Genomic DNA, 20,464 nt, shown 5'->3' with positions numbered 1-20,464 from the left:
GAGCGGGAGCGCTCCGGGCGCCGCACGCCGCCGGGCCTGCCGTCCGCGCCCCGCGCCGCAGGCCCGCGCAGGGACGCTCCGGGCCCGTGCCCAGCCCTCCGTTGCCCGCTGCAGGTACCCCGTCGCACCCGCTCCCACCTGCGCGTATTTACGAGTAAGTACCCGAGCGGTACCGTGAGGGCATGCCTGCTCTCAACGTGGAGTTCAGCGACCGCGAACTCGAGGACCTCCGGCAGATCGCCAAGGAGCGCGGTACGTCGATGAAGGCGCTGGTGCGGGAGGCCGCCGCGGCCGACATAGCCCGCCACCGGGCGCTGCAGGAAGGTGCGGAGGCCTTCCGCCGGTTCTTCGCGTCGCACGCCGAGGAGTTCGCCGCCGCCTTCCCGGACGACGAACCACGCACCAAGGGCGAGGGACGGGCCGCCTGACCGATGGCACCCGTGCTGCACATCGACGTGCCGTGGCTGCTCCAGCGGCACGAGGAGGTCCTCCCGGACCAGCCCGTCATCAACGACTTCTCCGCCCTGGTCGCCGCCGTGGCCCGGCACCGGGTCGACCCGCCCCGCCTGGGCGTCGACTCCGACCCGGCCTGGCGGGCCGCCGCGCTGCTGCACACGCTCACGGTGCTCCGGCCGCTGCCGTCGGCCAACGCGCGCTTCGCCTGCGCCACCGCCGTGGCCTACATGTTCGTCAGCGGCGTGGGCATCGACCCGCCCTACGGGGCGCTGGTCGACCTGGCCCGCGACCTGATGACCGGCGCGGCCGACGTGTACGGCGCGGCCGACCGGCTGCGCTCCTGGCAGATCTGACCGGCCCGGACGGCCCGACGGCCGGCCGGGGGAGCGGTGCCCGCCCCGCCCGGTGCACCGGGACCGCCCGCCGGGGGCCCGGGCGGCAGGTGGTCCCGGTGGGCGTCATGTGCGCGGGGGCCGCCGAGGGGCCCGGTCTCCGGAGGGTCGTGACCGTCGTGTACCCGGCCGGCACGCGGGGACCCGCCACGGCCGGAGACGTACGGGGCACCCCCGGCCGCGCCCGGCCCACGTCCGGCCCTCGGCCCGCGCCCGCCCCGGTCCTGGGCCCGCCCCCGACCCCGGGCCTGCCCCGGTCCTGGGCCCGCCCCGACGCCCCGACCCCGGGTCCGGGTTCACCCCTGCCCGGCCCGTCCACGCGAGGACGGATGCGGGACGCGGCGACGGCCGGCGCGCCCTTTTCCGGGCGCGCAGAACCAGAAAAGAACACCGTGCCGAATGGCGGTGCGCACCACCTCTTACCGTTTGTCCTTCTGACTTTCTGTCAACGCGCAGATCTTCCTCAAGCGCCTTGTTGACGGCGCGCGGGTTGTGCGAGAGTGAGCCACCCGTGCGGGGGGTAATGGCCGGGGGCGCAGGAACATGGACGTTCTTGAACCGGGTCCGATTCGCCGTCGGTGACGTCGCACTCCCCGCGCCCCGCGCCAAAGAGGTATGGACCACTCGGGCTTTCCTTTACGGCGCCGGGATCTCTGTGTCACCCACGCGTGGGAAGGAACCGTCTCAGTGCCCACCCCCCACCCGCCCCGACCTCCGTATCCCCCGCCCGGCGGGGATCCGGGGGAATCCGACGAGTTCCTCGCCGCCCGGCTGAGGGACCGTTCGGAGGGCGAGGCCGCCCGTGCCGTCGCGCTGCTGACCGCGCGTCACTGGCGGTCCATGCACGACTACGCGGCCGTGTGCCTGGCCTCGTCGGGGCAGACCGCCGGCATGGCGACCGCCGCCGCCCTGCACCAGGTCCTGGACCGGCTCGCCCTCGGGGAGTCCGCCGTCGCCCTGCGGCCGGTGCTGCTCGTGGCCGTGCGGGACACGGTCCGCGAGTGGGCGTCCGACGACCGCATATCCGGCGCCCTGCCGCCGCTGAAGAAACCCGCCGGCGGACGCGGCATGCGGATGGCGAAAACCATGACGCCGGACAACCGCACACTGGCGCTCAGGGCATTCCGCGCCCTGCCCGCGCGTGCGCGCTGTCTGCTCTGGCACGTCGAGGTCGAGGCCGAACCCGTATCCGTACCCGCGGGCCTGCTCGGTATGGATGCCGACATCGCATCGGCCGCACTCGAACAAGCACGAGACACTTTCCGAAAGAATTGTGTCCTCGCGCATCAGGAAACGGCACCGACGCAGGAATGCCGATTCCACAACCGGCTGCTGGACGTCCCGATCCGCCGGGGCGGAACGCTGCTCCCCGATGTCCGCCGGCACCTGGCGGAGTGCCGTCACTGCCGGCACGCGGCCGAACAGCTGGGGCACTTCGAGGGCGAACTGGGCACCCTGATCGCCGAGGCGGTCCTCGGCTGGGGGGCCCGCCGGTACCTCGACTCGCGCCCGGGCCGTTCCCCCTCCGGCGCCCGGGGCCCGCGCTCCGGACGCCGGGGACGCCGGGGCGGGGGCCACTCCGCCGACCGCCGGCACCGCCTGCTCTCCCGGATGCCCGCCGCCGAGCGGCTCACCGGCTTCGGACGGACCGAGGCCGTGCGCTCCACCCGGACGCTCCTCACCGGTCTGGGCGCCGTCTCCGCCGGTGTCCTGGTGAGCGTGCTCATCGCGGGCTCCTCCTCCACCGACGGCGGCGCCACCGACCCGACGGGCTCCACGAGCGCGCAGGGCGGCCGGGGGACCGTGCCGACCGCCTCCCCGCCCGGCGTCGCCGGGCTACCCACCGGCCCGCAGCCGACCCGGCTGCGCAACGTCGCCGCCGACCTGTGCCTCGACACCCTGGGCGAGCCCCAGGACGGTGCCGGGACCCGGTTGGCCGCCTGCTCCACGGCGTGGACCCAGCGCTGGACCTACGAGGACGACGGGCTGCTGCGCAGTGTCGCCGATCCCGGTCTGTGCCTGGACTCCCACAAGGACGCCGGCGTCGTCGTCCTCGGCACCTGCGCCGACCAGGACGACGACCGCGGCGACGACGTGCGCTACGACCTCACCCCCCAGGGTGAGTTGCTGCCGCGCTGGGACGCGCAGCTCGCCCTCACCCCCGCCACCCCTGACGCGACCGCCGACCTCGTCGTCAAGGTGCGCGGGCGGACCGCCGACCAGCGCTGGGTGGCCGAGCCGGTGCAGGAGGACGAGGACCTGCTGTCGAGCGGCGCGACCGGTTCACCGGCGGCGCGGCACGCCCGGCTGAGCGGGTCCGTGGCATGACCTGACCGGCCGGGACGCGGCCGTGGCCGGGAGGCAGGTCCTGCCCCGGCCGGACCGGCCGTCCGGGGGCCCGGTCCCGTCCCGGCCGGACCACCGGCCGCCCCGGCTGCCGTCCGGCCGCTCCCGCTCCCTCTCGGTGGACGGCGGTGGGCAGGCCGGCGGGCGGGGAGGACGGCCCGGCCCCCGCCTGACGCGGCCGGCCCCCTGCCGCCGCGCGCCCGGTGCCCGGGACCGCCGTACCGCCGCCGTGCGAGGCGATGCGCCGGGGCGGCGTCCGGGGCCGGCCGCCTCGCCGGCACTGCCCGTCGGCACCTCCGAAGCCCGTCGCGCGGGTCAGGCGGGCGGGGCCGTCACGAGGTCGCCGGGGCCCACCGTGTCCGGCCCGGCGTGTCCCGACAGGGCCAGGGTCAGGTCCAGTTCGGCGAGCAGGCAGCGGATCACGTGGTCCACCCCCGCCTGGCCGTCGAGCGCCAGGCCGTACACGTACGGGCGCCCCAGCAGCACCGCCCGCGCGCCGAGGGCGAGCGCTTTGAACACGTCGTCGCCGGTGCGTACGCCGCTGTCGAACAGCACGGTGAGCCGGTCGCCGACGGCCTCCGCCACGCGGGGCAGCGCGTCCGCCGCCGCGACCGACCCCGCGACCTGATGGCCGCCGTGGTTGGAGACCACCACGCCGTCCATCCCGGCGTCGGCCGCGAGCCGGGCGTCGTCCGGGTGCAGCACGCCCTTGAGCACGATCGGGCCGTCCCAGCTCTCCCGCAGGAACGCGAGGTCCGGCCAGGTCTTGGCGGGGTCGGCGAACATGCCGACGAAGTGCATCACCGCCGCGTTGGGGTCCTCGTGCACCGGTTTGGCCAGCCCCGCCCGGAACGCCGGATCGGTGAAGTAGTTGGCGGTGCCCACGCCGTGCAGGAAGGGCAGGTAGGCCTGGTCGAGGTCGCGCGGCCGCCAGGACAGCAGCGGGGTGTCCAAGGTGACCACCAGCGCGGTGTATCCGGCCGCCCGGGCCCGGGACAGGAAGCTGCGGGCCACCTCGACGTCCTTCGGCCAGTACAGCTGGAACCAGCGCTCCCCGTCACCCATCGCCCGGGCGACCTCCTCCATCGGCGTGCTGGACGCCGAGGACAGGACGAACGGCACGCCCCGCGCGGCGGCCGCCCGGGCCGCCGCCGGCTCGGCGTCCGGATGCATGATCGACAGCACCCCGACGGGCGCCAGCGCCAGCGGAGCCGGCAGGTCCCGGCCCAGCAGCCGGACGGACAGGTCGCGCTCGTGGACGTCCCGCAGCATGCGCGGCACGATCCGGTGGCGGTCCAGGGCGGCCCGGTTGGCGCGTGCGGTGCTGCCGTCGCCCGCGCTGCCCGCCACGTAGCCGACCGGGCCGGGGCCGAGCCGCTGCTCGGTCAGCTCCTCCAGCCGGGTCAGGTCCGTCGGCAGCCGGGGGACGGCGCCCGTCATCCCGTTCAGGTAGATCTCGTACTGGAAGTCGGCCCAGTGTCCCGCCATGTGTCCCCGTCCCGCCTCTCCTCGTCCGCCGGCCGGGCGCCGCGACGCCCGTGCCGACGGTATCCGTACCTCACCGCACGGGGGCCGATTCGTGCAGGATCCGGGCCAGTTCGCGAGGGCGGGAGAACATCGGCCAGTGCCAGGCGCCCGCCACCATCACGTATCGCGTCATCCCGCGCACGCCAGTCGCGGCCACTGACAGTCCGGGCCCGCCGCCGCGGCCGGGGGTGCCGTCGGCCCGGTTCCGCCCACGAGGATCAGGTGGCGCCGCCCCGGTCGTAAGTGATCTCCATGTGAACACAAGGCGTCGTGGAATGGCCCGTGGGCACCGGAATCGGAATGTTTCAGGCCGATTAACGAACAGCCGGATTTCGGCCAACTGGCCACTTCACGCACACGGTAACCGCTTGATTACCGGCCGGAAGCCCTTCCCCCGTGTGACTTCACGCCACTGATTCAACACGCAATGTTACTGAAACCAGCAGGGTCGACGTGTCTTTCCGCCGGGGACTCGGCAGACTCCGGCACGCCGGTCCGGCACCGACCGAGCACGGACCGGCGATCGAACGAAACGAGCGGAAGGATGCACACAATGCGGAACACCGCGCGCTGGGCCACCACCCTCGGCCTCACGGCCGCTGCCGTCCTCGCACCCCTCACCGGGGCCGCGCAGGCCGCACCGGGGAACGGCCCCTCCGCGCTCTACGCCCCCTCGGCCCTGGTGCTGACCCTGGGTCACGGCGAGAGCGCGCCGAGCGTGACACCCGAACGCGCGGTCACCCTGACCTGCGGCCCGGGCGCCTCCGGCACCCACCCCGCCGCCTCCTCGGCCTGTGCCGACCTCGAAGGCGTCAGCGGGAACCTCGACGCGCTGTCCATGCGGCCGGGCGTTTTCTGCACCAAGCAGTACGACCCGGTCGTCGTCACCGTCGAAGGCGTGTGGCAGGGCCGGCGGGTCTCCTACGAACGGACCTTCCCCAACGAGTGCGTGATGAACGCTCACGGTTCGAGCGTCTTCGCGTTCTAGACCGGGATCGCACGGTTCCCGTGACCGCGCGGTGGCCGCAGATTGGGGAGTGCGAGCACCCCGCGGAGACGTGCGATCTCGCGCAAGGAAGCCGGCGGGCGGAGTGGGGCCGCCCGCCGGCCTCCGGCATGCGGAAGGGCCGGGCGGCCACGTGGCCGCCCGGCCCTCCTCGTACGTCCGTCACCCGGCATCCCGTCACCGGGCCGGGCCCCCGGCGTCAGGCCCGGTCGCGGTGGCTGGTGTCGCACCACGGGTAGCGGCGGCTGCGGCGGCAGGTGCACAGCGCCACCCGGAAGCGGTCCGACGACACCACCGTGCCGTCCTCCAGCTCAACCTCCACCGGGCCCTCCACCAGGAGCGGGCCCTTGCGCTGCACGGTCAGCCGCCGGGGCGGGTCAGACGGGGAGTTCGGCACGGACCACCACCAGCTCTTCCCTGTTCTCGCCCGGACCCAGCAGGCTGCGCTCCCGCAGCCAGCGTTCCCGGGACCTGAGCACCGGACCGAACGTGATGTGCCGGCGCCGGGTCACAGCCGCCTTCATCCCGGCCTCCCGCAGACGGCCGAGCGTCAGCTCCGGCCCGCTGAGCGCCGACTGCACCAGCAGCAGCACGCCGCCGGGCCGCAGCAGTCCGGGCACCTCCCGGCAGATCCGGTCCAGCACCAGCCGCCCGTCGTGGCCCGCGTCCCACGCCCGGGCCGGCCCGCGCGGCGGCCCGGTACCGCCGTCCGGCGCCGGTACGTACGGCGGGTTGGCGAGGATCAGGTCGAACGACCGCCCCCGCACCGGGGTGAACAGGTTCCCCCGCCGCACCTGGACGGGCAGGCCCGCCATGAGCGCGTTGAGGCGGGTCGTGCACACGGCACGCCAGGACACGTCCACCGCGGTCACGCGGGTGCCTCGCCGGGCGGCGGCGAGCGCCAGGGCACCGGAGCCGGTGCCCACGTCGAGAACGTCCGAGCCCGGCCGGACGGGCTCGTCGGACAGTGCACCGGCCAGCAGCTCGGTGTCTTCCTGCGGGGCGTACACGCCCGGGGGTGCGAGTGGATTCACGAGCGGCCGAGTACCCCGGACATCGCCGGACATGTGCGTCATGGGACGGGAGTGGTGTCGGGGACGGGAGTGGCGTCAGGGACGGCCAGGGGCGTGCGCAGCGACGAGCGGCCGGCGCCCCAGTCGGCGAGCAGCCGGTCGCCGAGCCGGTCCTCCACGAACACCGTCGCGTCGATGCCGAAGGCGATGTCCGGGGCGAGGGCGGGCTCGTCCTCCATCAGCCCGCCGATCACCTCGTGGCGCACCACCTGCTCGTGCACCGCGTCGGCCTCGACGTGCTCGTCGTAGAAGTGCTCGGCGGCGGGCCCCGCGCCCGTGCGGCGCATCGCCTCGGCGAGCCGGCGGGACCCCGGCGACGAGGTGATCTCGACCGTGGCGAAATGCCCCACCAGGGCGCCCCTGAGGGAGCGGTGCAGACCGAACAGCGACATCAGGTTCACGGTGACCAGCAGCTCCGCGCAGGCGGCGTCCAGGTAGCGGCCGTACGTCGTGTCCAGGCCCAGGTCGTCCATCAGGTTCGCGTAGAGCAGGGCGTGCACCCGGTCGGCGCGGCCGCCGCCGAACTCGTCGAACTCCACGGCCGCCATCGCGGCCTTGGCCCGGCCCCACAGGCGCGGCAGCACCCAGGCGTGCGGGTCCGCCTCCTTGAGGTGGTACAGGGACCGCTGGGCCGCGTACTCGCGCACGTGCCACAGCTCGCCCTTGTCGCGCAGGAAGTGGCTGACGCCGGTGCCGTCGACCGGCTCCACCAGCAGGGCGGCGAGCGCCTCGTCCACGTCGTCGTGCACGGTGGCGTCCGCGCGCAGGGCCGACTCGAAGCGCCGCTCCAGCGCGCCCCGGGTCCGCAGCAGGTCCGGGTCCCACTCGCGGTCCGGCGGGACGCCGTCGAAGCCGCGGTAGTGCAGTTCGTAACAGAGGTACAGCGCGAGCTGGAAGTCGTCGCCGTACACGGCCGCCCGGGCCACGTCCCGCGGCAGCGGGAGAGGGCCGTCGCCCGTGAGACGGGCGATGACGGCCGCGCTGAGGGGGCCGCGCGGCGCGGGCAGCGTGGGTTCCGTACGTGGGTGTTCCATGGGTCCCCGGGTACCCGCGGACCGCCCGGCCACCCCGCCCACGCGTGTCACTCCCGCGCAGGGGTACTCCGGAGCGCATGAAGGCACTCGCGATCAACTGCACCCTCAAGAAGTCGCCGGCCACGTCCAACACCGAGGCGCTGCTGGGGACCGTCACCGAACAGCTCCAGAAGGAGGACGTGGAGGTCGACGTCGTACGCGCCGTGGACCTGGACATCGGGCCAGGCGTCACCAGCGAGGCGGTGCACGACGGGGACGACTGGCCGGACGTGCACGCGAAGATCCTCGACGCGCAGATCCTGGTCATCGCCTCCCCGACCTGGCTCGGCCAGCCGTCCTCGGTCGCCAAGCGGGTCCTGGAGCGGATGGACGCGATGATGTCCGAGACCGACGACGAGGGCCGCCCGGTCGCCTACAACCGTGTCGCCGGGGTCGTCGTCACCGGCAACGAGGACGGCGCCCACCACGTGATCAGCGAGATCACCGGCGGGCTGCAGGACATCGGCTACACCATCCCCGGCCAGGCCTGGACGTACTGGAACCAGGGCCCCGGCCCCGGGCCCAGCTTCCTGGAGGGCGGCCGCGGCCACGACTGGTCGCGCAGCACCGGCCGGGCCATGGCCGCCAACCTTCTCGGCGTCGCCCGGGCCCTGGCGGAACGCCCGCTGGGCCCGCCCCCGCAGTAGCCCCGGCGGCCTCTCGGCGCTCGCCGGTGCTCCGCACGGCCCCCAGGCGGCGCGCTACGACGTGCCGACGCGGCGCGCTACGAGGCCCCCACGCGGGCCACCGGCAGCGGCACCGGCTCGGCCGGAGCCGTGTCCTTCTCACTGCGGCGGGTGACCTCCGCCCACCAGCCGGGCCCGTCCTCGATGTGCCGCAGCAGCACCCCCTCACGCAGCGCCCACGGGCAGATCGTCACGGCCGAGAGCCCGGTCAGTTTCATCGCCGTGTGCGCCACGACCGCCCCCGCCAGGCTCTGCGCCGCCCGCGGTGCGGAGATGCCGGGCAGGTGGGCGCGCTCGGCGGCGGGCAGCGCGGCCAGGCGGTCGATCGCCACCCGCAGGTCCGCGCAGGTCAGCTCCCGCTCGACGAACGGGCCGTGCCGCCCCGGAGCGGCCCCGCACAGCCGCCCCAGCTGCTGGAACGTGCGCGAGGTGGCCACCGCGGTGCGCGGCCCCTCCCAGCGGATCCGTGCCGCCACGTCCCGCAGCTGGTGCCGCACCCGGCGCCGCAGCGCGCGCACCTGCGAGGGCGGCGGCGGGTCCTCGTCGGCGAAGAACTCGTGGGTCAGCCGGCCCGCGCCCAGCGGCAGCGAGGCCACGAAGTCGGGCAGGCGCCCACGGCCGAAGGCCACCTCCAGGGAACCCCCGCCGATGTCCAGCAGGGCCAGCGGACCGGAGCGCCAGCCCATCCACCGGCGGGCTCCCAGGAAGGTCAGCTCGGCCTCCACCTCGCCCGGCAGGGTGCACAGCGCGACGTCCGTGCGGGAGCGGACCTCGTGCAGCACCTCCTGCCGGTTCGGGGCGCCGCGCACCACGGCGGTGGCGAAGGCCAGCGGGCCGGCGGCGCCCCAGCGGGCGGCGGTGCGGCTCGCCGCCGACACGGCGTCCACCAGCCGGTCCACCGTCTCCTCGGGCAGCGGCTCGCCCGGCGCGACCTCCTCGGACAGCCGCAGCCGCCACTTCGCCGTGTGGACCGGCAGCGGCACCCCGTCGTCCGTGTCCGCGACGACGAGTCTGACGGTCTTCGATCCCACATCCATCACGCTGGTTCGCATGGCGCGTGGGTACCCACTGGGCGTATGTCCTACCGCACGCGGGGCCAGGACGTCCGGCGCAGCCGGGGTGTACCGGTGGACCCCTCCGGGGTGAGGGCGGCGAACCCGGCGGCGGCCTCGGCCCCCCGGCGCACCTCCACAGGGTGCGTCGGTCGCGTCCCGGCCCCGTAGGCGTGCCGGGACAGCACACCTAGGCCAGCTGCCGCCGCACCAGGTGATGCAGCCGTCCGCCGGTGTCGGCGAGCAGGTCCGCCGGAGGGCCCTGCTGGACCACCTTGCCGTCCTCCATGACCACCACCCGGTCCGCGTCCAGCACCGTCGACAGCCGGTGTGCGATGACGACGCGGGTGGCCCGCAGCGCGCGGGTGGAGTCCATCACCGTGCGCTGCGTGGCGTTGTCCAGGGCACTGGTCGCCTCGTCGAGGAAGAGGATGCGCGGGCGGCGGATCAGCGCCTGGGCGATCATCAGGCGCTGCCGCTGGCCGCCGGAGACCGCCCCGCTGCCCGACACCAGGGTGTGCAGCCCCATCGGCATCCGCCGGATGTCCTCGGCCAGCCCCGCCAGCTCCGCCGCCGCCATGACCTCCTCCGGGGTGTACGGCTCGGTCCCGCGGATCACGTCCATGACGGAACCGGTGAACGGCTGGGCATGCTGCAGCACCACCCCGCACTGGCGGCGGACCGCCGACAGGTCGAGCGCGGACAGGTCCTGGCCGTCGTAGAGCACGCTGCCCGACCGCGGCCTGTCGAAGCCGATCAGCAGCCGCAGCAGCGTCGACTTGCCGCACCCGCTCGGGCCGACGACCGCCACGAACTCGCCCGGCCGCACCTCCAGGGAGACGTCGTCCAGGACCAGCGGTCCGTCGTCGGAGTACCGGAACGACAGCCGCCGCGCCTCCACCGCACCGGACAGCGGGCCCGGCCGGGTGCTCCCGGCCCGCACCTCGGGCGCCGCCTCCAGCACCGGGCGGATCTGCTCCAGCAGCGGCAGCGCCGCCACAGCGGAGACGAACGCGCCGGTCAGCTGGGTGACCGAGGCCAGCACCATCGTCACCGACGTGTGGAAGGTGAGGAACTGCGCCGCCGTCATCGTGCCCCGGGCCGGCCCGGCCAGCAGCATGAACATCGCCAGCGTGCACAGCGGGAGGTAGACGGCGCCCAGCACGGCCGTCAGGTTCTTCACCCGGCCCGCCTTCTGCTGGAGCTCCCGGCTCCGGGCGAACTCGGACGCCCAGGCGGCGTACGCGTAGTTCTCCGCCGCCGCCACCCGCAGCTTCGGCAGGCCGCGCAGCGTCTGGAACGCCCGGTTGTTCAGCTGGTTGGTCAGCACCACCAGCCGCCGCTGCCAGCGCACCTGCCACAGCCCGAGCCCCAGGAACACCGCGGCCACCGCCACCAGCATGCCCAGCGCCGCGAGCGCCATCGGCACGCTGAACCACAGCAGCAGAGCGAGGTTCACCGCCCCGACGGTCACCGACTGCGCCACCGTCGGCCCCACCCCGGCGAGCAGCCGGCGGATCGCGCTGACTCCCATGGCCGCGCTCGCCAGCTCACCGGTGGACCGCTCGGCGAAGAACGCCGTCGGCAGGCGCAGCAGCCTGTCCCACACGGCCGGCTGCAGGGTGGCCTCCACCCGGCCCTCCAGCCGCAGCAGGGTCAGGTTCTGCAGCAGCATGAACGCCGCCGCCACCACACTGCCGAGGATCACCGCGAGACACACCTGCACGATCGGACCGGTCTGCGCCCGCGGCACGAACTCGCCGAGCACCCGGCCGGTCGCCAGGGGCACCATCGCCCCGACGGCCACCGTGACCAGACCGCTCAGCAGCAGCGCCGTCAGGTCCCGGCGCGTGCCCGCCATGCAGAACCGCATCAGGCCCAGGGGCCCCAGCCGCCGGTCGGGAAGCGGCCGGTAGAACATCACCGCCTGCGGTTCGAACTCCCCGGCGTTGGCCTTCTCCACCGGCGTCTCCCGGCCGCTGCCCGGGTGGACCGCCACATAGCCGCCGCGCCGCCACAGCAGGGCCACCGGGGCGCCCGACAGCGACCGGTGTCCCACCAGCGGACCCACGTCCTCCCGCCACCAGCGGCCCTCGAGCCGCACGGCACGGGTACGCACCCGGGAGGCGAGGGCCACCCGCTCGACCGGATCCAGCCGGTCGTCGCCGGCCCCCGGCGGCGGGGGCCCCGCGAGCCGGATCCCGGCCGCCCGCGCCACCAGCTCGCAGGCCGCGTACGTGGCGTCCGCGTCGGCGGCCGTCGCCGCGCGCGTCGACGGACGGCCGCCGATGGACGCCAGCAGCGTCCGGTCGGCCCGGGCGCGCACCGCCTCACCGGCCCGGATGCCCTCGGCGGTGCGGGACGCGTGGGTCTGCTCCAGCTGCTCGATCCAGCGGTCGAGGGCGGTCATGAGCCGGTACTGCTGGTCGACCACGCTCTGCCACAGCGCGGCGTCCATCAGCAGATCGGCCGCCGCCTCCGCGCCGTACACCGATCCGTACTGCACGCTGCCCGGCGGCACGTGCATCCAGAACACGTCGTCGTCCTCGCCCGGGCCCGGACCGCCCGCCGGGACGGTCCCGGACCCGTCCGCGCGCTCCCCGGCCGTCGGCGCCTGGAACAGCACCGACAGGCTCCGGCCGAGCCCCAGCGCCAGGGCGTACTCCAGCGGGCTCGTGGCGGGCGGCACGTACTGCGGCCGTCCGTGGGCGTCGTAGGACCACGTCCGGGTGTCCGCCTGCTGGTACAGCTCGCGCAGGCCGATGCGGTGCACCACGCAGTCCCGCAGCGGGCGCGCCACCAGCGTGTGCTGCGGACCCGGCACCGGACCCAGCAGCAGCGCCCCGGCCTCCAGCCGGCCAAGGTGGTGCCAGTGGCCCTGCTGCGCGGCGTCGACCGCGAACAGGTCCAGGGCCCCGGCCGCCACCAGCCACAGCACCTGCGGCCCCTCGAGGTCCAGGCGGCCGGACACGGCGCAGTCCACGGGCGTGCCCAGCCCGCCCAGCGCGCCCAGCACCAGATCGCCGCCGAGGCCGTCGTGCACGGTCGTCATCTCACCGCTCCCTGACCAGCGCCGCGTACGCGCCGCCGCGCGCCACCAGCTCCTCGTGCCGTCCGCGCTCCACGACCGTGCCCCGGTCCAGGACGACGATCTCGTCGCTGTCGCGGACCGTGCTCAGCCGGTGTGCGATCACCACACAGGCACAGCCGCGGCGGCGCAGGTTGTCCATCACGACCTGCTCGGTCTCCGCGTCCAGCGCGCTGGTCACCTCGTCCAGCACCAGGATGCTCGGCCGCCGCACCAGTGCCCGCGCGATCTCCAGCCGCTGCCGCTGCCCGCCGGAGAAGTTGCGGCCGTCCTGCTCGACCCGGCTGTGGATGCCGCCGGGCCGCCGGGCGACCACGTCGTACAGCGCCGCGTCCCGCAGCGCCGCCTCCACGGCCTCGTCCGGGATCGACGGGTCCCACAGCGCCACGTTGTCCCGGACCGTGCCCTCGAAGAGGAACACGTCCTGGTCCACGAAGGAGACCGAGGAGGCCAGCGCCCCGCGCGGGATGTCCTCGATGCGCCGGCCGTCCACCCGGATCACCCCGTCCCAGGGCGTGTACAGCCCCGAGATCAGCCGGGACACCGTGGACTTGCCGCTGCCCGAGCCGCCGACCAGGGCCACCTGCTGCCCCGGCCCGACGGTCAGGTCGAAACCGGTGAGCAGCGGCTCGTCCAGCGGGTTGTAGCCGAAGGAGACGTTCTGCAGCTCCACGTGCCCGTGCAGCCGCCGCGTCGACTCCCCGGCGCCGGGCCGGCCGTACAGCGGGTCGGCCCGGAAGTTCTCCACGTCCTTCAGCCGGGCCACGTCCGCCGCGAAGTCCTGGATGCGGCCGGCCACCCCGTTCAGCCGGGTCAGCGGCGCGGTGAAGCGGGTGACCAGCGCCTGGAAGGCGACCAGCAGCCCGACCGAGATGTGCCCCTCCACCGCCCGCAGGCCGCCGATCCACAGGATCAGCGCGCTGTTGAGCATGGCCAGGGCCGGCGCGACGACCCCCAGCCAGGCCGTCGGCACGCCGAGCCGCTGCTGCTCCTCCAGCGTGGTCGCGTGCTGTCCCGCCCAGGTGCGGAAGTAGCCGTCCTCGCCGCCGGTCGCCTTCAGCGTCTCGATCAACTGCAGCCCGGTGTACGCCGTGTTGGTGAGCCGCGCGGTGTCCGCCCGCAGCTTCGCGGTCCGCGTCGCGCGCAGCTTCACCACCACGCGCATCGCCAGGACGTTCAGCAGCGCCACCCCGATGCCGACGAAGGTGAGCTGCGGGTCGTAGCTGTACAGCAGCAGCGCGTACAGCACCACCACCAGGGCGTCCACGCCCGCCGCCGACAGGTCGCGGGCCAGCGTCTCGGCCACCGCGTCGTTGGACTGCAGCCGCTGCACCAGGTCGGCCGGGCTGCGCTGGGCGAAGAACGTCACCGGCAGCCGCAGCAGGTGGCGCAGGAAGCGGGCACTGGACAGCGTGGACGAGATGATCCGCCCGCGCAGCAGATTGGCCTGCTGCAGCCAGGTCAGCAGCAGCGTGAGCAGCACGCAGGCCGCCATGGACGTGAACAGCACGTCCAGGGTCGAGGTCCGGCCGCCGATCAGGAACTCGTCGATGTACGCGCGGCTCAGCCCCGGCACGGCCGCGCCGACGGCCACCAGCAGCAGGCTGGTCAGCACCACGGCGGGCAGGGTTCCCGCCGTGCCGCGCAGCCGGGCGGGCATCGCCCCGAGGACACCGGGCCGGCGGCCGCCGCGGGCGAAGTCCTCGCCGGGCTCCATGACCAGGACGACCCCGGTGAAGCTGCCGTCGAAGTCCTCCAGGGGCACGAACCGCCGCCCCTTGCCGGGGTCGTTGACGAACACCCCGCGACGGCCGAACCGGCGTCCCATGCCGTCGTAGACGACGTAGTGGTTGAACTCCCAGAACAGGATGGCCGGTGCCGCCACCTCGGCGAGGGCGGCCAGGTCCATCTGCATGCCTTTGGCGGTCAGCCCGTAACTGCGCGCCGCCTTCAGCAAGTTGCCGGCGCGCGAGCCGTCGCGGGAGACCCCGCAGGCGATCCGCAGCTCCTCCAGCGGGACGTGGCGGCCGTGGTGGCCGAGCACCATGGCCAGCGCGGCGGCGCCGCACTCGACGGCCTCCATCTGCAGCACGGTGGGGGTGCGGACGGTGCGGGCGCGCCGGGGGAGCACGGTGCGGGCGGGCGGGGCGGCGCGGCGCCCGCCGCCGCGTGCGCGGGTCGCGGTCACGGCAGCAGCCACTCGACGGGGCGCCGGTCGGCGAGCCGGATCGACGCGGAGGCCAGGGTCATCGAGGTCAGCCGGAACGGCGGTCCGTCCGCGGACGACCAGGCGTAGCCGCTCTTCGTCGTGGACGACGTCCGCAGCTCCACCGTGACGGCCACCGGCCTGCCCTCCCGCGCGAACTGCTCGCCGAGGGCCGGGTCGCCGAGGAACGAGGCGATCTGCCCCGCCGACTGCGCGGTGCGGTCGACCGACTCGACCCGGCCGCGCAGCACGCCGTACTCCTCGCTGGGCACCGACTGCACCGTCAGGTCGACGGACGCGCCGGCGGGGACGGCGGCGGCCCGGTCGGCGGGCACGTACACCGTCGCGGACAGGGGCTCCCCGGCGCGGCCGGTCCGCTCGACGGCGGCGACGTCGGCACCCGTGCGGATGATCCGTCCGACGGTGGCGGCGAGCGTGGTGACCCGTCCGGCGTCGAGGCTGCGGACGACCGTCTCGCCCTGCGCGGTGCGCACCTTCAGCACGGGGGAGCGGGCCGCCAGCCGCTCGCCCTGCTCCGCCAGGACCTCCGTGACCTGTCCGGAGACGGGGCTCTGCAGGACGTAGCTGCCCCGCCCGTGGGTGAGGACGGCGGGCGCGGTCACCGTCGACGCCACCGAACCGGTCAGCGCCCACCCGGAGGCGGCGGCCATGGCGAGCACCGTGACGGACAGCACCAGCCACCCCTGGGGCCGGGCGAGACGCACCGGGAGGTCGAGTTCCTCCGGTGACTGCTGCTTGGCGAGGGCCTGTTGGCGGAACTGCACGGGTCTTCCCCCACCTGCGCGGAACGTGCGGAGTCACTACGGGAACGGGAACGAGAACGGCCGACCGCCTGTGCGGCCGGGCCGGGAACGGCGCCGCCGGGCCCCGGAGCCGTGGGACGGCTCCGGGGCCCGGCCCGCCGGAACGCGCGATCAGAGACCGGCGACCAGGTTGGTGATCGGGGCGGTGTTCAGGCCGGTGACGCCCTCGACGGTGTCGACGGCCGTGTCCAGCACGCCGGAGACCGGGGCGATGCTGTCCACCGCGCCCGTCAGGGTGTTCACGGCGTTCACGGACAGGCCACCGGAGACGTTGTCGAGCTCGGCGTCCGAGATCTCGGCGGTCTCGACCTGGGGGGTGGAGTTCATGCTGGAACTTCCCTTCGTATGGGTGTTTCACATGGGGGGAGAGCGGCCCCCGCTGGGGACAGCCGAAGGCCGCGACCGCGGGCGCCGGACGCCCGTCACGGGAAGCCCGGAACGGCCTTGCGGTGCGATGGATGTAAGCACGCGTCGGGTCCCGGCTTCCAATCAATCCGGCCGCTCACCAGGCAGGTTGCGACCTGGAGGCGCCCAAGCGTGCAGACGGCGGCACGGCGCGTCGGCGACTTCTCCACAAGGTGCACGGCATCGTCGCGTCCGGCCCCTTGCGTCCCCGGAGCCGAAACCGGCACACCCGCCGCAAAGGCGTGACCCGGTCACCGGGCCCCCTGCCGCGTTCCCGGCGGGGTGACCGACGTGGGCACGGGCTGTGCAGATTCCCTGAAGCCGGGATTCCGCATCCCGTTCGGCACGGAGCGTGCGCACGTCCTCGCGGAACGTGGCCGTACCGGCCCTCGCGTCTTCGCCGGTGCCCCGGCGCCCCCGCCGGCCCGGGCCGGGCCGGCGGGTGCCCGTCACCGCGCGATGGACCGGCCGGTTCCCGACCGTCGACGCGACGGCTGCGCACGGGATTTGAACGCACCACCCGACGCGTGCGTACCAACAGCCGTCCAGGCGCCCCACCGCTGCCGAACGGCGGCCCGACTCCGGTCCCCCCAGGAGGTCGAGTAGTTTGAGTCACAAGCGAATTCCGAAGCGCAAGGCCGCGATAGCGGCGGGGAGCGTCGTGGCGCTCGGCGCTGCCGCGCTCCTGCTCCCGAACGCCAACGCCTCGCAGGACGGCGCGTCGGACGAAGCGGCGGCGGCGCCCAAGACCCTGAAGGCGGCGGCCGCCTCGGACCTCGCCTCGCAGCTCTCCGGGCTCCTCGGCGACGCGTACGCCGGCGCCTACTACGACAGCGGCAAGAAGCAGCTCGTCGTCAACGTCGTCCAGGGCGACAACAACCAGGTGATCGTGCAGGCCAAGCGGGCGGGCGCGGCCGTGCGCGAGGTCGACAACAGCATGACCGAGCTGGAGTCCGGAGCGCAGACCCTGACGTCGGAGGCGGCCATCCCCGGCACGTCCTGGGCCGTCGACCCGCGCACCAACAAGATCCTGGTCACCGCGGACAGCACGGTGACCGGCGACAAGTGGGACCGGCTGGAATCGACCGTCGAGAGCCTCGGCTCCGGCATGGCCACCCTCAAGAAGTCCAAGGGCACCTTCCGGACCTTCGTCTCGGGCGGCGACGCCATCTTCGCCGCCAACTCCCGCTGCTCGCTGGGCTTCAACGTCACGGCGAGCGACGGCACCCCCGCCTTCCTGACGGCCGGTCACTGCGCGCTCGGCGGCAACCAGTGGTCCGACCAGCAGGGCGGCGCGCCGATCGCCACCATCGACCAGGCCGTCTTCCCCGGCGAGGGCGACTTCGCGCTCGTCAGGTACGACGACCCGGCGACCCAGGCGCCGAGCGACGTCGACGTCGGCGGCCAGACCGTCCAGATCAGCCAGGCGGCCGAGGCCACCGTCGGCCAGCAGGTTTTCCGGATGGGCAGCACCACCGGGCTCGCCGACGGCCAGGTGCTCGGCCTGAACGCGACCGTCAACTACCCGGAGGGCACGGTCACCGGCCTCATCCAGACCAACGTGTGCGCCGAGCCCGGCGACAGCGGCGGCTCCATGTTCACCCGCGACGGACTGGCCATCGGCCTCACCTCCGGCGGCAGCGGTGACTGCACCAACGGCGGGGAGACCTTCTTCCAGCCGGTCACCACGGCGCTGGCCGCCGTCGGCGCGACCCTCGGCACGGGCGGCGGTGCCGCGGCGGGCGGCGAGGACGCGGGCGCGGGTCAGCAGGCGGGCGGCGGTGCCGCGGGCGCGGGTCAGCAGGCCGGCGCCGGCGCGGGTCAGCGCGACGGCGCCGGCCGGGACGGTGCGGGCGGCGGTGAAGGCGCCGGTCAGGGCGCCCGCGAGGAGGGCATGACCGAGACCCACTGACGTGCCCCGGGGCGTGCACCCCCCTCGACGCGTCCCGCGGCGCCACGGGTCCGGCCCCCGCCCCCTGCGGGGGCCGGACCCGCTCGCTCGTTCCCTCCGAAACGGGAGGGCCGGGCAGGCAGTGGGACGGCGGAGCCCCTACGAGCCCGTCGTCCTGATCAGCAGCAGCGCGATGTCGTCCAGACGGTGATCCGCGACGTCGGCCCCGAACCGGACCAGGCCGTCGGCCAGCTGGTCCAGCGGCAGGTCGCCGAGTTCGGCCAGCCGCCGGCCCAGGGCGGCCAGGGCCTCCTCGAAGTCGGTGCCCGGCGACTCGACCAGACCGTCGGTGTACAGCACCAGCAGCGAGCCGGGGGAGAGGGCCACCTCGGTCGTCGGATAGACCGCCCCGCCGTCGACACCCAGCAGCGGGCCCCCCGCCAGGTCCAGCACCCGCACCCGCCCGTCCGGTCTGCGCAGCAGCGGCGGCGGATGACCCGCACGGGACATCACGGCCCGCCCGCACGCCGGATCCAGACGCAGGTACAGACAGCTCGCGAACAGCTCCGAACCCAGGTCGAGCAGCAGCCGGTTGGTGCTCCGCATGACCTCCTCCGGCGGCTGCCCCACCGTGGTGTACGCCCGGACCGCGGTCCGCACCTGCCCCATCAGCCCGGCCGCCGTGACGTTGTGCCCCTGGACGTCCCCGATCACCGCCGCCGCCGTGTTCCGCGTCCGCACCAGGTCGTAGAAGTCACCGCCGATCTCCATCCCCTGCGTGGCCGGCAGGTAGCGGGCCGCCGCCGCCAGACCGGGCACCGGCGGCAGGGTGTGCGGCAGCAGCGCCGCCTGCAGTCCGTGCGCCAGCCGGTGCTTGGCGTCGTAGAGCAGCGCCCGCTCCAGGGCCTGGGCGATCAGCCCGGCCAGACTGGTCAGCACCGCGCGCTCCTCGGTGGTGAAGCGGTGCGGCGCCGCGTAGGCGAGCACACAGGTGCCCACCGGGCGGCCCGACGCGATCAGCGGCAGGTAGGCCCACGACGTGAACGTCGACGGATTCACGATCAGCACCGGATACAGCCGCTCCAGCTCCCGGCGGGACTCGAAGAAGGCGGGCACGCCGGTCCGCAGCACCTGGCCCCCCGGCGTCGGCTCCGACAGCGGCATCCCGTCGAACCGCTCCACGACCGGGGCGTCGAGGTACCCGCGATGCCCCAGCACGACCAGGCGCCCGGCCCGCGACCCGAGCAGCACCACGCCCTGGCTGCCCACCGCCGGGGCGATCTCGTCCGCGATCAGCTGCACCACGTCCTGCACGCCCACCGCCTCGGTCAGCGCCCCGGCCAGGCTCAGCACCTGCGAGATGTCCACCAGCCGCGCCGGGGCGTCGCCCGTCGCCGGCGAGGGGGGACGCCGGTTCATCTCCGTCACGGCGCGCGCCCGGCTGATCCGCACGCTCAGCCCGGTGGTGCTCGGGTACAGCCGGAACGACAGCCAGTCGCCGGGCGGACGCAGCGCCACGAACGACGTCGGCTGCTGGCTGAGCAGCGCGGCCCGGTAGCGGTCCTCGTGGACCGGGTCGTCCAGCCACGGCACGGACGTCCACAGCCGCCTGCCCAGCAGCTTCTCCGCACTCACGTCCAGCAGGTCCGTCGCCGCGGCGTTGGCGAAACCGACCCGCCCGTGCACGTCGAGCGAGCACAGCCCGTACGGCAGCCGGGACACCATCCGCGCGGCCTCCACCGACCCGAGCGTGCCGCCCGGCCCGCCCACCAGGGCGGCGGCGGACAGGTCGGGCTCGGGCGGCAGCGGCAGGCGCTCCTCGACGGCCCGTTCCAGCCGCGCCGCGAGCCGGTCGCAGGCGGCCGTCAGGTGCTCGCGTTCCGCGTCGGACAGCTCCGGCGGGTGCGACCCGGGCCAGGTCACGAAGACCGCGCCGTACGCCCGGGCCGGGGTCGCGACCGGCAGCGCCGCCAGCGCGAAGGGGTACGGCAGCACCACGGCGATGCGGGGATAGCGGCGCGCCATCTCCTCCTCGCCGCCCACCCACACCAGCCGCCGCTCGCGCACCGCCTCGGACACGGGCAGGGGAGCGCTGAGCCCGATCCGCTCCCAGGGCGCCGCGAACGCGCGGGGCAGCCCCGCCGTCACCACCATCTCCAGCACCGGCTGGTCGGGCGCGAGCAGGTACACGGCACCCGAGTGCGCCTGCACCTCGTCCATCAGGGAGGCCAGCGTCAGCGACAGCACCGGCCGCCCCAGCGGCCGCGCGCCCCCGGTGGGTGCGCGCAAGGCGTCCACCGGGCGGTGCCCCGCCGGCACGCCGTCCCGCGGGGGCGTGCCGCCCGGCAGCGGGGGCCGCACCTCCTCCGGTCGGGCGGGCCCCTGTCCCTCGGTCACGCCGACCACCTCCTCGCCCGGCCGCACGCCGGGTCCGCGCAC

The 20,464-nt window shown here is 74.8% G+C and carries 16 protein-coding genes; 6 read left to right on the top strand and 10 right to left on the bottom strand.

From position 1 onward, the window contains the following. Positions 1-182: 182 nt before the first annotated feature. From ACSU53_RS01495 to ACSU53_RS01485, 3 genes are all read left to right on the top strand, one after another. On the top strand, positions 183-428 hold the full coding sequence (locus ACSU53_RS01495; protein WP_437024389.1) for a hypothetical protein: 246 nt from the start codon (positions 183-185) through the stop codon (positions 426-428). Between the two features lie 3 nt (positions 429-431). After that, positions 432-809: a toxin Doc gene (locus ACSU53_RS01490; protein ID WP_403639364.1), complete on the top strand. Its 378-nt coding sequence runs from the start codon at positions 432-434 to the stop codon at positions 807-809. Between the two features lie 726 nt (positions 810-1,535). Next, positions 1,536-3,176, top strand: coding sequence for an RICIN domain-containing protein (locus ACSU53_RS01485; protein WP_437024388.1), 1,641 nt, complete (start codon positions 1,536-1,538; stop codon positions 3,174-3,176). A gap of 333 nt (positions 3,177-3,509) precedes the next feature. Here the strand turns inward: ACSU53_RS01485 and ACSU53_RS01480 are convergent, their stop codons facing one another. Beyond that, complete coding sequence (locus tag ACSU53_RS01480; RefSeq protein ID WP_437024387.1) at positions 3,510-4,682, bottom strand: lactate 2-monooxygenase; 1,173 nt, start codon at positions 4,680-4,682, stop codon at positions 3,510-3,512. Positions 4,683-5,274: 592 nt separating this feature from the next. On the opposite strand from ACSU53_RS01480, the gene ACSU53_RS01475 reads away from it, so the two are divergent. Further along, positions 5,275-5,709 carry a subtilase-type protease inhibitor gene (locus ACSU53_RS01475; protein WP_437024386.1) on the top strand — a complete coding sequence of 145 codons (435 nt, stop codon included), beginning with the start codon at positions 5,275-5,277 and terminating at the stop codon, positions 5,707-5,709. 217 nt (positions 5,710-5,926) lie between these two features. On the opposite strand, the gene ACSU53_RS01470 is transcribed toward ACSU53_RS01475, so the two are convergent. Genes ACSU53_RS01470 through ACSU53_RS01460 form a run of 3 tightly spaced genes read right to left on the bottom strand, consistent with a single transcriptional unit; the run spans position 5,927 to position 7,834 of the window. After that, positions 5,927-6,124, bottom strand: coding sequence for a CDGSH iron-sulfur domain-containing protein (locus tag ACSU53_RS01470; protein WP_437024385.1), 198 nt, complete (start codon positions 6,122-6,124; stop codon positions 5,927-5,929). Next, positions 6,105-6,794: a HemK2/MTQ2 family protein methyltransferase gene (locus tag ACSU53_RS01465; protein ID WP_437024384.1), complete on the bottom strand. Its 690-nt coding sequence runs from the start codon at positions 6,792-6,794 to the stop codon at positions 6,105-6,107. The genes ACSU53_RS01470 and ACSU53_RS01465 overlap by 20 nt, the downstream gene beginning before the upstream one ends. A 5-nt stretch (positions 6,795-6,799) precedes the next feature. Beyond that, positions 6,800-7,834 carry an iron-containing redox enzyme family protein gene (locus ACSU53_RS01460; protein WP_437024383.1) on the bottom strand — a complete coding sequence of 345 codons (1,035 nt, stop codon included), beginning with the start codon at positions 7,832-7,834 and terminating at the stop codon, positions 6,800-6,802. Between the two features lie 77 nt (positions 7,835-7,911). Here ACSU53_RS01460 and ACSU53_RS01455 point away from each other — a divergent pair, with 77 nt between their 5' ends. Next, positions 7,912-8,520, top strand: coding sequence for a flavodoxin family protein (locus ACSU53_RS01455; RefSeq protein ID WP_437024382.1), 609 nt, complete (start codon positions 7,912-7,914; stop codon positions 8,518-8,520). Between the two features lie 77 nt (positions 8,521-8,597). Here the strand turns inward: ACSU53_RS01455 and ACSU53_RS01450 are convergent, their stop codons facing one another. The 5 genes from ACSU53_RS01450 to ACSU53_RS01430 form a co-directional block, all read right to left on the bottom strand. Then, entirely contained in the window at positions 8,598-9,611 is a 1,014-nt protein-coding gene (locus ACSU53_RS01450) for a Ppx/GppA phosphatase family protein (protein WP_437024381.1), read from the bottom strand. Positions 9,612-9,801: 190 nt separating this feature from the next. Then, positions 9,802-12,663 carry an NHLP bacteriocin export ABC transporter permease/ATPase subunit gene (locus ACSU53_RS01445; RefSeq protein WP_437024380.1) on the bottom strand — a complete coding sequence of 954 codons (2,862 nt, stop codon included), beginning with the start codon at positions 12,661-12,663 and terminating at the stop codon, positions 9,802-9,804. A 1-nt stretch (position 12,664) separates the two neighbouring features. Next, complete coding sequence (locus tag ACSU53_RS01440) at positions 12,665-14,782, bottom strand: NHLP family bacteriocin export ABC transporter peptidase/permease/ATPase subunit (protein WP_437032969.1); 2,118 nt, start codon at positions 14,780-14,782, stop codon at positions 12,665-12,667. A gap of 101 nt (positions 14,783-14,883) precedes the next feature. After that, positions 14,884-15,690 carry an HlyD family efflux transporter periplasmic adaptor subunit gene (locus ACSU53_RS01435; protein ID WP_437024379.1) on the bottom strand — a complete coding sequence of 269 codons (807 nt, stop codon included), beginning with the start codon at positions 15,688-15,690 and terminating at the stop codon, positions 14,884-14,886. Positions 15,691-15,840: 150 nt separating this feature from the next. Beyond that, positions 15,841-16,056 carry a type A2 lantipeptide gene (locus tag ACSU53_RS01430; RefSeq protein WP_437024378.1) on the bottom strand — a complete coding sequence of 72 codons (216 nt, stop codon included), beginning with the start codon at positions 16,054-16,056 and terminating at the stop codon, positions 15,841-15,843. 685 nt (positions 16,057-16,741) lie between these two features. Between ACSU53_RS01430 and ACSU53_RS01425 the strand changes: the two genes are divergently transcribed. Further along, positions 16,742-18,046, top strand: coding sequence for a S1 family peptidase (locus ACSU53_RS01425; RefSeq protein WP_437024377.1), 1,305 nt, complete (start codon positions 16,742-16,744; stop codon positions 18,044-18,046). Positions 18,047-18,184: 138 nt separating this feature from the next. Here ACSU53_RS01425 and ACSU53_RS01420 read toward each other — a convergent pair whose 3' ends face one another. After that, a complete protein-coding gene (locus ACSU53_RS01420) occupies positions 18,185-20,323 on the bottom strand; it encodes a SpoIIE family protein phosphatase (RefSeq protein ID WP_437032967.1) in 2,139 nt (712 codons plus the stop codon). Positions 20,324-20,464: the final 141 nt, after the last annotated feature.

This window comes from Streptomyces sp. enrichment culture (assembly GCF_964273255.1).
Lineage (GTDB): Bacteria > Actinomycetota > Actinomycetes > Streptomycetales > Streptomycetaceae > Streptomyces.
The sequence above is the reverse complement of the archived record's forward strand: the minus strand, read 5'-3'. Positions and strand labels throughout refer to the sequence as shown.